Source organism: Serinibacter salmoneus (assembly GCF_002563925.1).
GTDB lineage: Bacteria > Actinomycetota > Actinomycetes > Actinomycetales > Beutenbergiaceae > Serinibacter > Serinibacter salmoneus.
This window is the reverse complement of sequence record NZ_PDJD01000001.1, coordinates 673,870-686,391: the sequence shown is the minus strand read 5'-3', so window position 1 is coordinate 686,391 and position 12,522 is coordinate 673,870. Positions and strand designations below refer to the sequence as shown.

The following is a 12,522-nucleotide window of genomic DNA, read 5'->3' as shown; positions in this document are numbered from 1 at the left end:
TCACTCGCGGGTACCGAGCAGGGGCATCCTGCTCGGTGACCGGAGAGGCCCAGGCGGGCGACCTCATGGCCTGCGCCCCTCGCGGGACGTCGTCGCTCCCCGGTGGTGATCCACCCGGCGCCAGTCACGACGCCGTCCAGCCTACTGGCTTCGTCGAAACCCTGGCGACCTCAGCCCTGCTGCCCGACGGCGTCGCCCTCCTCCTCGGGCACGTCGCCCAGGATCTTGCGCAGGTAGGCGTAGGTGAGCTGCCCGGTGTGCTCGTCGTGCTCGTGCTCGAACCCCGCTTGGGCGTACAGGCTGAGGTTCTGCTTGGAGTCCTTCCCAGTGAACACCCACACCTCCTCGGTGTGCTCCGGGAGGTACTGCAGCACCGCGAGCAGCAGTTGCGTGCCCACGCCGTGGCGCTGCAGATCCGGCACGACGGCGAAGCGCCCCAGGGTGGCCTTGTCACCCTCGAGTTCGACTCGCAGGGAGCCGACCATGCGATGGCCCTGCCAGCCGGCGAGCGTCACCACATCGGGGCGCGCCAGGTCCGCCAGGAGCTCCTCCATCGTCTGAGTCAGGGGCGGGATGTTCGGGTCGTTGTATCGCTGCGCCTCGGTCACAAAGGCCGCACGACGCACCGTGAGCAGCTCACCGGCATCGGCGGCCCCCACCACGTCGATCCGCAGTACGTGCTCCTCGCTCATGCCTTGATCATGGCAGATCCTGCCGGAGGGTTGCGGGTAGCCTTCGGCGGGTGACGACATGGGTTCTGACTCTCTCCTGCCCCGACCGCCCCGGGATCGTCGCCGCCGTCGCCGGCGCGCTGGCCGGTCTGGAGGGCAACATCACCGAGTCCCAGCAGTTCGGGGACCCCGAGACGGGCCTGTTCTTCATGCGGGTGCAGGTGGCGTGCGAGGCGGACCGTGAGCTGATCGCGGAGGCGATCGGCGCCGTCGGGCAGCAGTTCGCGATGACCTGGAACCTGGACGAGGTGGGCCGCCGGATGCGCACCGTGCTCATGGTCTCCACCGCCGCGCACTGCCTGCACGACCTCGCCTACCGGCAGCGCTCGGGGCAGTTGCCGGTCGAGATCACCGCCGTGGTCTCCAACCACGAGACGCTGCGACCGATCGCCGACTTCTACGGTCTGCCCTTCCACCACGTGCCCGTGGTCGGCGGTTCGGCGGAGTCGAAGGAGTCCGCCGAGGCGGAACTGCGGCGGATCGTGGAGAGCACCGGCACCGAGCTAGTGGTGCTGGCGCGGTACATGCAGATCCTCTCGGATGAGCTCTGCCGCGACCTGGCCGGGCGGATCATCAACATCCATCACTCCTTCCTGCCCTCCTTCAAGGGCGCGCGCCCGTACGCGCAGGCGCACGCCCGGGGCGTGAAACTCATCGGGGCGACCGCGCACTACGCGACGGCGGACCTGGACGAGGGCCCGATCATCGAGCAGGACGTGGCGCGCGTGGAGCACGACGACCCCGTGGCCCAGTTGCAGGCGATGGGTGAGGACGTGGAGCGGCGCGTGCTGGCGCGGGCCGTGGGGTGGCACGCCGAGCACCGCATCCTCCTGGACGGGCGGCGCACGGTCGTCTTCCACTGAGGGCTGCTTCCGCTGAGGACCTCTTCCACTGAGGGCTGCGGCGGGCGCGGGGTTGCGCGTCAGGGCCGGTGGCGAGAGACCCGCGTTGCGCCCGTCATGGCGGCAATCACGCTCTCGTAACTTGTCCGGGTCGCATCGAAGGATCCATTGTTCCGCCCGTGTCGCAGAACCTCCACCCGATCGGCGATCGCTCGCACATCGGTGAGATTGTGGCTGATGAGAATCACACCGAGCCCCAGGTCACGTAGCCCCGAGATGTGGTTGAGAACCTCCGCGGTCTGAGCCACGGACAGCGAGGCCGTCGGCTCGTCCAACACGACCAGCTGCGGGTTCCCCACCAGAGTGCGCGCGATTGCCACACTCTGGCGCTGACCGGCGGACAGATGCGCCAGCCGCATTCTCGGCGAGATACTACGAGCATTGAGAGTCTGCAAGTACTGGTGCGCGAGCCGTTCCATCTTCTCCTCGGCGAGCAGCGGCCCGTCCCGAAGCTCTCGACCGAGGAAGATGTTGGCCGTGACGTCCAGGTTCTCCGCAAGGGCGAGCTCCTGGAAGACGGCAGCGACGCCGGCGTTGAAGGCGTGAGACGGTGAACTGAACGACACCCTCGAGCCGTTCATCGACATCGTCCCGGTGTCGGGAGAGATCGCGCCGGCAATCATTCGCGCCAGGGTCGATTTCCCCGCCGCATTGTCGCCGACCAGCGCGACCACCTCATGGCGGTTCACCACGAGATCGACGTCGACCACGGCCTCGACTGCGCCGAAGCGCTTGCTCACTCGCGTCAGTTCAAGCAGCACGGGGCCCTCCCTCATACCGTCACCGCGCCTTCGCGATCGAGAACATGTGCCATGGCACCCAGCGCCTCGGCTCGGGGTCCCAACTCCGAGCGTATAACCGACACCGGTCCGTCAGTATTGAGAAGGACCCGGCGAGCGAGAGCGTCGCGCACGCCGGTCACGACGCTGTCACCCGCAGATCCCACCTCTCCGCCCACGACGATCAGCGAGGGATTGAGGACGACCGCGGCGTTGGCCACCACGGCACCGATCGCTGCACCCGCGTCCTCCAGCACCTGTCGGCACCCTGGATCGCCCTGCTGGGCCAGCGACAGCACGTCGCGCAGTGTGAGCGGCCCGTGGCTCACCCTCAGGGAATCGAGGACCGCATCCGACCCCACCACCGTGTGCAGGCACCCTCGGGATCCGCAGGGGCAGATCGACCCCTGCGGGTCGACCAGCACGTGCCCGATCTCACCCGCGAGCCCGCCGGGTCCCCGCAGGAGCACACCACCCGAGACGATGCCCACCCCGACGCCGAAGGACGCACGGACGAATATCAGGTCGGTCGCACCACGCGCGCCACCGAATCGGCTCTCACCCAACGCCGCCAGATTCGCGTCGTTGTCCGCCACCACGGGCCGCGCGAGACGTGCGGCGAGCACGTCCGCCACGGCGACGTCTTCCCACCCTCGCATCAATCCACGAGACGCCACGACACCGGACCCCGGATCCACCGGCGCCGAGATCGCCACGCCTACGCCGATCACCTCGTCGATCCCGGCTCCGACCTCCTCGAGAAGATCAACGGTCAGCAGCGCGGCGCGATCCAAGGTCGTGTCCGCCCGGTGGTCGTGAGGAAGTGGCAGGACTCTCTCTGCTACCACCTCGTACCCGACGTCCGCGATCAGCACCCGCAGCGAGCGGACCGCGAGATGCAATCCGACCACGAGCCCGGTACGCCTGGTCAGCGTCACCAGCGTGGCGCGCCGGCCGCTGCGGATGGTGGTGCGAGTCTCCACGGAGCCCTCGACGAGCAACTGCTTGACGATCGAGGAGACCGTGGCTGGTGACAGCCCGGTCGTCTCAGCGAGTTCGACCTGCGTGATGCCACCGTGCTGCTGTACTGCGTGCAACACGCGAGCGGCATTGGCTTCGCGCAGCGACGTCTGGGACCCGGATGGGGTTCCACGGCTCGCCATTGCGGCAGCATAGCCGGTCACTGGGAGTCGTTGGGTTCGCAGCCCGAACGCGGCGCGGCACTCGAGCCGCGGTGTCCGTGCGCACCCGGTTGCCCGGCCCCGGGCTGCGCGTGGCCCGCCCCCGGGACTCACCTGAGCCGAACCGCGCTCCGGCTTCCCTTCGGCTTCCATAACGAACTGATCACGGTTGTCTTCAGAAGTTGACGCCAACGGCGAGTGACCCTAGCGTGGTGCCTGCTGTGGTCCACGCCACAGGCAACCCACACTCGAAGACGCGTTGGGAGTTGACGTGGCAACGTCGAACACCATCCTGGAGATGCGACACATCACCAAGGAATTCCCCGGGGTCAAGGCCCTGGACAACGTCTCCATGCCGGTCCGCGGCGGAACGATCCACGCCATCTGCGGCGAGAACGGCGCCGGCAAGTCCACCCTGATGAAGGTCCTCTCCGGCGTCTACCCGCACGGCACGTACGAGGGCGAGATCGTGCTCGACGGCGCACCCGTGGAATTCAAGGACCTCAAGGCCTCCGAACACGCCGGCGTCGTGATCATCCACCAAGAGCTCGCCCTCATCCCGGAGCTGAGCGTCACCGAGAACATCTTCCTGGGGAACGAGGTCGTCTCCGGCGGTCTCATCGACTGGGATGAGCAACGGCGCCGCACCCTGGAGCTCATGGCCAAGGTCGGCCTGAACGCCGATCCCGACACCCCGATCAAGAATCTCGGCGTGGGTCAGCAGCAACTCATCGAGATCGCACGCGCGTTGTCGAAGAACGTGCGCATCCTGATTCTCGACGAACCAACGTCTGCGCTGAACGAAGAGGACTCGGCCAACCTGCTCGATCTCATGCGGGATCTGCGCTCACGCGGGCTCACCTGCTTGATGATCTCGCACAAGCTCAACGAGATCTCGGAGGTGTCCGACGCCGTCACCATCATCCGAGACGGCAGGACCGTGGAGACCCTCGAGGTCACAGACGCCCCCCTTGATGAGGATCGCATCATCCGCGGCATGGTCGGCCGCTCGCTGGAGGCGCGATACCCCGAGCACACACCGGACATCGGCGAGCCGTTCTTCGAAGTGCGCGATTGGACCGTGCTCGACCCCGTCGTTGAGGACAGGCTCGCGTGCGATCGGTCCTCATTCTTCGTCCGCCGCGGAGAGATCGTGGGCTTCGCTGGACTCATGGGCGCCGGACGCACCGAGCTTGCGCGCTCGATCTTCGGCCGAACCTACGGGAGGTACGTCTCCGGTGACATTCTGATCGAGGGTCGGCCCGTTGAACTGACGAGCGTTAAGCAGGCCATCTCCCAGGGCCTCGCATACGTGCCCGAAGACCGCAAGACCCTCGGGTTGAACCTTCTGGACACCATCAAGGACACGGTCGTGTCCGCCGCGCTGGACAAAGTGTCGCGGTACACCCTGATCGACGAGGAGAAGGAGTACCGCGAGGCGGAGTCATATCGCCGCTCCATGCGCGTGAAGACACCGACGGTGCGAGAGGTGGTGAGCAAGCTCTCCGGTGGGAACCAACAGAAGGTGGTCCTCGCGAAGTGGTTGTTCACCGACCCACAACTGCTCATCCTCGACGAGCCCACACGCGGGATCGACGTCGGGGCGAAGTTCGAGATCTACGGCCTGATCCAGACTCTGGCCGACGCGGGACGGGGAGTCGTGATGATCTCCTCCGAGCTCCCGGAACTCCTGGGCCTGTGCGACCGGATCTACACGGTATGCGAAGGGCGAATCACCGGCGTCGTCGATCGAGCAGACGCCGATCAGGAGTCGATCATGCGACTCATGACCACGACAACCGACCGGCCAGCGGCCTAGCACACACAGGCACAAGGGAAGACGATGAAGTCATTCAAGCAACTACTCGGTGGAGACACTCGCCAATTCGGCATGCTCTTCGCCCTCGTCGCGCTGATCCTCTTTTTCCAGTTCATGACTGGGGGGAAGGTCCTGACGCCGAGCAACATGATGAACCTGCTCAACGGCAACTCCTACGTGTTGATCCTTGCCATCGGCATGGTCATGGTGATCGTCGTGGGTCACATCGACCTCTCGGTCGGTTCCGTTGCCGCAGTCACCGGGATCATCGTCGCCCTCGCCATCAGGGACTGGGGAATACCATGGTGGGCCGGGATCCTCCTCGGGCTCCTCGTCGGCGGCGTCATCGGGGCCTGGCAGGGCTGGTGGGTCGCGTGGGTCGGAATCCCCGGTTTCATCACGACACTCGCCGGGATGATGCTGTTCCGCGGGCTCAATCAGTACATTGGTAAGTCGAACTCGATTCCGGTGCCCGAGGAACTTCAGTTCCTCGGAGGTGGCTACCTCCCGGAATGGGGGCCCAGCTGGACCGGGATGAACAACTCGACCGCCCTGCTCGGACTCCTTGCGATCGCGTGGGTTGTCAACCGCGAGGTCAAGCGCTACCGGCGGGCGAAGGAATTGGGCTCGCACGACGTGCCGGCCACCGTGTCCATCGTGAGGGTCGCCATCATTGTCGCAGTGATCGCGTATCTGACCTACCTGTACGGCACAGGACGCCCCGGTACGTCCTTCCCGGTTCCCGGGCTCCTCCTCGTGGTCCTCGTGATCGGGTACCACATCCTCACGCAGCGCACGACGATCGGGCGCCACGTGTACGCCGTCGGCGGGAACAAGGCCGCCGCCGCGCTCTCCGGGGTCAGCACGCGCCGCACCTACTTCTTCGTCATGATGAACATGTCGGTCCTGGCCGCGCTCGCCGGCATGGTGTTCATCGGGCGCTCGACGGCCTCCGGACCGTTCGATGGAACCAACTGGGAACTCGATGCGATTGCTGCCGTGTTCATCGGCGGCGCGGCGGTCTCGGGGGGAATCGGCACGGTCACCGGATCGATCATCGGTGGTCTCGTGATGGCCACGCTGAACAACGGACTTCAGCTCATGGGCGTCGGCTCGGACATGACCCAGATCATCAAGGGGCTCGTGCTGCTCCTCGCCGTCGCGTTCGACGTCTACAACAAGACCCAAGGCAAGCCCTCGATCACCGGCCTCCTCTTCCACCGGAGGAAGACCCGTCTTGAATCGTCCGTGGACGAACCGGCGCCTGAGGCGTCGGAGGTTCCGCGGTCGGGTCCGGTGCCACCCACCAACTGACGCTGATCGGCACCACCCGCGCATCCGCCAAGATGCTCCAACCCCGCATCCAATGATGGATGCACCACAGAAAAGGCAGAGACATGAGAAGCAGCACCCTCACGAAGATTCTCGCAGTCGGAGCCGCTAGCGCCCTGGCCCTGACCGCGTGCTCCAGCGAGCGGTCCACGGATTCCGCCGAATCCACGACCGAGGCCGAGTCGTCGACCGAGACCACCGAAGGGTCCGAGGTCTGTTTCGGGGAGGGCGCCACCATCGGCGTCGCCCTGCCTCAGAAGACGTCGGAGAACTGGGTTCTCGCCGAGGAGCTGTTCAACGACGGGCTTGCCGAGGCGGGGTACGAACCCCTCGTCCAGTTCGCGAACGGCGGCGTCACCGAGCAGCAGAACCAGATCGACTCCATGGTGCAGCAAGGGGCGGAGGTCATCATCGTGGGCGCCATCGACGGCTCACAACTGGGTGGCCAGCTGCAGAGCGCGAAGGACTCCGGCGCGACCGTCATCGCCTACGACCGTCTCGTGAAGAACACGGATGCCGTCGACGCGTACATCGCCTTCGACAACTACCAGGTCGGCGTGCTCCAGGGCGAGGCCCTGCTGCAGGGACTCGCTGAGCGCCAGGGCGAGGGCCCGTACAACATCGAACTCATCGCCGGGTCCGCCGACGACGCCAACTCGATCCCGTTCTTCGAGGGCGCCATGAGTGTGCTGCAGCCGAAGATCGACGACGGTACCCTCACGGTGGTCTCCGGGCAGACGACCTTCGAGCAGGCCGCGACGCAGGGGTGGAAGGCTGAGAACGCGCAGAAGCGGATGGACACGATCCTCTCCGGCTCCTACTCGGGGGACACCCCGCTGCACGGTGTACTCTCCCCCAACGACACGCTGGCCCGTGCCGCGCTGACGTCGGTCTCCCAGGCCGGGAAGGACACTCCGGTGATCACCGGCCAGGACTCCGAGGTCGAGTCGGTGAAGTCGATCGTCGCCGGCGAGCAGTACTCGACCATCTACAAGGACACCCGTGAGCTCGTGGCACAGTCCATCGCCTCCGTGAACGCGCTGGCTGCCTGCGAGGAGATCCCGATCAATGACACCGAGTCGTACGACAACGGCGTCAAGGTCGTCCCGTCCTACCTCCTGGAGCCGATCATCGTGACCCAGGAGAACGCCGCAGAGGTCTACGCGAACGACTCGACGCTCGCGCCGTTGACCGAGGGCTGACCGCCCGCCCGCATCCGGGCACCACCGGACCCGACGCTGATCGGGCGGGTCCCCGCGATCCCCGCAACACCCTGGTCCCAGGGAGTTGCGGGGATCGTCTCGTCGAGGGCGCCGGGTGTGGCTTGGGCGCCTCCTCGGTGGCCGGTCGTGCTAGATGAGGCCGAGGTGGCGCACGGCCTCGCGCTCCTCGATGAGTTCGGCCACCGAGGCATCGATGCGCGCCCGGGAGAAGGCGTCGACCTCCAGGCCCTGCACGATCTCCCACTCCTGGTCCCGGGAGATCACCGGGTAGGAGCACACCAGCCCCTCCGGCACGCCGTAGGAGCCGTCGGAGATGCGGCCGGCCGAGGACCAGTCCCCCTCGCGCACGCCGTGGAGGCGGCGGTGCACGTGATCGATGATCGCGGTGGCCGTGGAGGCCACGGAGGAGCCGCCGCGCGCCGCGATGATGGCACCGCCACGCTGCGCGACGGTGTCGATGAACTCCCCCTCGGCCCACTCCCGGTCCACGACCTCCAGCGCCGGTCGTCCCTGGATGAGGGCGTGGCGGACGTCGGGGTACTGGGTGCGGGAGTGGTTGCCCCAGATGGTCACCCGGGAGATCTCCCCCACCGGCGCCCCGCTACGGGCAGCCAGCTGGGCCAGGGCACGGTTGTGGTCCAACCGGGTGAGCGCGGAGAAGCGGTTGCGCGGCACATCCGGGGCATGGGCCGCCACGATCATCGTGTTCGTGTTCGCTGGGTTGCCGATCACCAGCACCCGGATGCCCTCGTTCGCGACGGAGTTGATCGCCTCACCCTGCGGGCCGAAGATCCCGGCGTTCACCTCGAGCAGGTCGGCCCGCTCCATCCCGGCCGTGCGCGGACGCGCGCCCACGAGGATGGCCAGGTCTGCGCCGTCGAAAGCCCGCCGCGGCTGATCGCTGATGTCCACGTCCGCCACGAGCGGCGCCGCGGCATCCTGCAGTTCCATGGCCACGCCTTCGGCGGCCCGCACTGCGCCCGGGGCCTCCAGCATCCGGATCCGCACCGGCTGATCGGGGCCGAACACCTCCCCGCTCGCCACCCGGAACAGCAGCGAATAGCCGATCTGCCCAGCTGCGCCGGACAGGGTGAGGGTCAGGGGGGCCGGCGTCGACATCGACGTGCCTTTCGTCGCGGGTACGGGTGCTCCCCCCACCCTAGGACGAAAACGCGCACCCGGGGCGGGACGCAGGTCCGTGGACCCACGCCGCACCCCCGGGTGCGCGCTCAGGCAGCGCCGGCCGATCAGGCCAGGCGGGCCGCCAGGTTCTCGTCCAGGCTCGCGAGGAACTCCTCGGTGGTCTGGTAGGCCTGGTCGGCGCCCACCAGCAGCGCCAGGTCCTTGGTCATCTTGCCGGACTCGACGGTCTTGATGACCACGTCCTCCAGGGTCTCGGCGAAGCCGGTGACCTCGGGGGTGGAGTCCAGCACACCGCGGTGCGCCAGGCCCCGGGTCCACGCGAAGATCGAGGCGATCGGGTTGGTGGAGGTGGGCTTGCCCTGCTGGTGCTGGCGGTAGTGGCGGGTCACGGTGCCGTGCGCGGCCTCTGCCTCCACGGTCTGGCCGTCCGGGGTCATGAGCACGGACGTCATCAAGCCCAGGGAGCCGAAGCCCTGCGCCACGGTGTCGGACTGCACGTCGCCGTCGTAGTTCTTGCAGGCCCAGACGTACCCGCCCTCCCACTTCATGGCCGAGGCGACCATGTCGTCGATGAGGCGGTGCTCGTAGTGCAGGCCCGCGGCGTCGAACTGCGCCTTGTACTCACGCTCGAAGACGTCCGCGAAGATGTCCTTGAAGGCGCCGTCGTAGGCCTTCAGGATCGTGTTCTTGGTGGACAGGTACACCGGGTAGTTGCGCTTGAGGCCGTACTCGAAGGAGGCCCGGGCGAAGTCGATGATCGACTGGGTGAAGTTGTACATACCCATCGCCACGCCGCCGTCGTCGCCGTAGTTGGCCACCACGTGCTCGATCGGGGCGGAGCCGTCCTCGGGGGTGAAGGTCACCGTCAGCGTGCCGGCGCCCGGCACCTTGAAGTTCGTGGCCTTGTACTGGTCACCGTGTGCGTGACGGCCGATGATGATCGGCTTCGTCCACCCCGGCACCAGGCGCGGCACGTTGGAGATGATGATCGGCTCGCGGAACACGACGCCGCCGAGGATGTTGCGGATCGTGCCGTTGGGCGAGACCCACATCTTCTTCAGGCCGAACTCCTCCACCCGCGCCTCGTCCGGCGTGATCGTGGCGCACTTCACACCGACGTGGTGCTCCTTGATCGCGTTCGCCGCGTCGATCGTGACCTGGTCGTCCGTCGCGTCGCGGTGCTGGATCGACAGGTCGTAGTACCGCAGGTCCACGTCGAGGTAGGGGTGGATGAGGCGGTCCTTGATGAACTGCCAGATGATGCGGGTCATCTCGTCGCCGTCGAGTTCGACGACGGGCCCTGCCACCTTGATCTTCGACATGCGGTCCCTCCAGTGGTCCCGTTCGGGGATATGTGTGATCGATGTCCCCCCAGGCTATCGGAGCGCGGCGGGATTTCTCGACGTCGAGACACCTGGCGGCGTCGGAAGCCCCTGTCCGGGAGCGCTGTGGGGAACGCGACACCGACATGGCGGCCCGTTCCCAGACACCGTCCAGCGCGGGATGGGAGGATGCCGAGCAGACGCGCACAGCCGGGAATGCCCGACGGGACACCCCTGTGCACGCCCCCGTGCGCGCACCATCACCAACGAGTTCAGGGAGTCCCGCATGTCCACCACCGACCTGTCCACCGGCGCCGAGGCGCCCAGCACTGTGGGTGAGGCCGATGCCGCAGGCCTCGACCTCGTGGACGAGCCGTTCGAGTACGGCCTGCTCACCAAGCTCGGCGCCGAGGCCTTCGGCACCTTCGTGCTCGTGCTGTTCGGCGTGGGCACCGCGCTGTGGGCGAACATCAGCGGCGTGGCCGGTGCGGGGCTCGCGGTGCCCCTCGGGTTCGGCATCGCCGTGATCGGGGCGGCCAGCGCCGTGGGGCACATCTCCGGCGGGCACTTCAACCCCGCCGTGACGTTCGGCGCCGCGATCGCGCAGCGCACCCGCTGGGCGCACGTGCTGCCCTACTGGATCGCGCAGATCGTGGGCGGCACCGTGGCCGCGGCGTTCCTGTTCCTGCTGATCCCCGGCGGCATGCCCGCGCTGTTCGGCCAGGCCGACGCCCGTGGCCTCTTCTCCACCACCAGCACCGGCTTCGGCGAGCACTCCCCCGTCTACACCACGATCGCGGCCTCCCTGGACAGCGCTGTGGCCGAGACGGCGACCTTCCAGCTCCCCGCCGCGCTGCTCATCGAGATCATCGGGACGGCGGTGTTCGTGGGCGTCATCCTCGGTGTCACCTCCAAGCGCGCCAAGCTCACCTACGCGCCCGTGGCGATCGGGCTCACGCTCGCGGCCGTGCTCGCACTGCTCGTGCCGTTCACCAACGGGTCGGTGAACCCGGCCCGCTCCCTCGCGACGGCGTTCTTCTCCGACACCTGGGCGCTGCAGCAGGTGTGGCTGTTCTGGGTGGCGCCGCTGATCGGGGCCGCGATCGCCGGCCTGATCGCCCTGCTCGCCGCGGGCGCACCGACTGCCGTGAAGCCCAGCGCCGACGCCGGCACCGAGGGCGCGTGGAACGACATGGTGGCCGAGGAATCGACCGCTCCGTCCGCCGCCACCGCTGCTGCCTCCGCCACCGCCGCCGCCGGCTCCGCGGCCGGTGCCGAGAGCGGCTCCGTGTCCGGCGCCTTCACCCCCAACGCCGACGCCGCGGAGATCGACGCGATGCTCGCGCGCCGCGCTGCCGACGCGGCCGCGACCGAGGCCGCTGCCGCCGAGGCCGCCGCCGAGGAGGCCGACGACGCCGCCGCTGCGGCGGAGGTGGTCGCGAAGGCGGCCGAGTTGGAGGCCGAGGACGCGGCGGTGGAGGCCGCTGCCGCCGAGGCCACCGCCGAGGACACCGAGGGCGACGAGGGCGGTCAGCCGCGCGCCTGAGACTCACAGCACAGCGCCCCGCCGTCCGATCGGACGGCGGGGCGTTGTCGGTTCAGGCGGGTGGTGGCGGCGGCACACCGGCCACGAGATCCGGCGCGAAGGACAGGTAGCCGATCACGGCGCCGAGGCCCCCCAGTAGCAGCACGTCGAAGACGCGGCCCCGCACGGCGAACGTCACGGCGCGGTCGCGGATCACGGCACGCTGGAATGCGAGGCCGAGCATCACGGTCGCCAGGATGCGCGCGCCCAACGGCACCGAGACCAGCACCGCGACGGCCACACTCACCACCACGGCGAGGACCGCAGCACGCTGCATGCCGTTGATGCGGGACGTCTGCACGCCCCGCAGCCTACGCGTCCGTCCTGGACGCCGCCTGCGCTGCTGCTGCTGCCTGACCTGCTCGCCGAGCGGGTGCTTAGGCCGCGGGCGCACGCGCAGGGGCTGCGCAACAGCACGCTCGGCGAGGAAGGGGCTGCGCAACAGCACGCTCGGCGAGGAAGGGGCGGCGCAACAGCACGCTCGGCGAGGAAGGGGCTGCGCAAC

The 12,522-nt window shown here is 68.0% G+C and carries 11 protein-coding genes and 1 riboswitch; of the genes, 5 read left to right on the top strand and 6 right to left on the bottom strand.

Going from position 1 to position 12,522, the window contains the following annotated elements; genetic code table 11:
- Positions 1-40: 40 nt before the first annotated feature.
- Positions 41-138: riboswitch (ZMP/ZTP riboswitch) on the bottom strand.
- Positions 139-170: 32 nt separating this feature from the next.
- Positions 171-692: a GNAT family N-acetyltransferase gene (locus ATL40_RS02945; RefSeq protein WP_098468238.1), complete on the bottom strand. Its 522-nt coding sequence runs from the start codon at positions 690-692 to the stop codon at positions 171-173.
- A gap of 50 nt (positions 693-742) precedes the next feature.
- On the opposite strand from ATL40_RS02945, the gene purU reads away from it, so the two are divergent.
- A complete protein-coding gene (gene purU, locus ATL40_RS02940) occupies positions 743-1,594 on the top strand; it encodes a formyltetrahydrofolate deformylase (RefSeq protein ID WP_098468237.1) in 852 nt (283 codons plus the stop codon).
- Between the two features lie 59 nt (positions 1,595-1,653).
- Here purU and ATL40_RS02935 read toward each other — a convergent pair whose 3' ends face one another.
- The gene (locus ATL40_RS02935; protein WP_098468236.1) at positions 1,654-2,409 is read right to left on the bottom strand and encodes an ATP-binding cassette domain-containing protein; all 756 of its coding nucleotides are present in this window, start codon (positions 2,407-2,409) and stop codon (positions 1,654-1,656) included.
- Positions 2,406-3,575: an ROK family transcriptional regulator gene (locus ATL40_RS02930; RefSeq protein ID WP_098468235.1), complete on the bottom strand. Its 1,170-nt coding sequence runs from the start codon at positions 3,573-3,575 to the stop codon at positions 2,406-2,408. The genes ATL40_RS02935 and ATL40_RS02930 overlap by 4 nt, the downstream gene beginning before the upstream one ends.
- A gap of 316 nt (positions 3,576-3,891) precedes the next feature.
- On the opposite strand from ATL40_RS02930, the gene mmsA reads away from it, so the two are divergent.
- From mmsA to ATL40_RS02915, 3 genes are all read left to right on the top strand, one after another.
- A complete protein-coding gene (gene mmsA / locus ATL40_RS02925) occupies positions 3,892-5,412 on the top strand; it encodes a multiple monosaccharide ABC transporter ATP-binding protein (protein ID WP_098470235.1) in 1,521 nt (506 codons plus the stop codon).
- Between the two features lie 24 nt (positions 5,413-5,436).
- A complete protein-coding gene (gene mmsB, locus ATL40_RS02920) occupies positions 5,437-6,726 on the top strand; it encodes a multiple monosaccharide ABC transporter permease (RefSeq protein WP_098468234.1) in 1,290 nt (429 codons plus the stop codon).
- A gap of 83 nt (positions 6,727-6,809) precedes the next feature.
- Complete coding sequence (locus ATL40_RS02915) at positions 6,810-7,946, top strand: substrate-binding domain-containing protein (RefSeq protein WP_098468233.1); 1,137 nt, start codon at positions 6,810-6,812, stop codon at positions 7,944-7,946.
- A 150-nt stretch (positions 7,947-8,096) separates the two neighbouring features.
- On the opposite strand, the gene ATL40_RS02910 is transcribed toward ATL40_RS02915, so the two are convergent.
- Positions 8,097-9,086, bottom strand: coding sequence for a malate dehydrogenase (locus ATL40_RS02910; protein WP_098468232.1), 990 nt, complete (start codon positions 9,084-9,086; stop codon positions 8,097-8,099).
- 128 nt (positions 9,087-9,214) lie between these two features.
- Positions 9,215-10,432: an NADP-dependent isocitrate dehydrogenase gene (locus ATL40_RS02905; protein ID WP_098468231.1), complete on the bottom strand. Its 1,218-nt coding sequence runs from the start codon at positions 10,430-10,432 to the stop codon at positions 9,215-9,217.
- A gap of 286 nt (positions 10,433-10,718) precedes the next feature.
- On the opposite strand from ATL40_RS02905, the gene ATL40_RS02900 reads away from it, so the two are divergent.
- The gene (locus ATL40_RS02900; protein WP_211283049.1) at positions 10,719-11,978 is read left to right on the top strand and encodes an aquaporin; all 1,260 of its coding nucleotides are present in this window, start codon (positions 10,719-10,721) and stop codon (positions 11,976-11,978) included.
- A 52-nt stretch (positions 11,979-12,030) separates the two neighbouring features.
- Here the strand turns inward: ATL40_RS02900 and ATL40_RS02895 are convergent, their stop codons facing one another.
- Complete coding sequence (locus ATL40_RS02895) at positions 12,031-12,318, bottom strand: DUF3017 domain-containing protein (protein WP_098468230.1); 288 nt, start codon at positions 12,316-12,318, stop codon at positions 12,031-12,033.
- Positions 12,319-12,522: the final 204 nt, after the last annotated feature.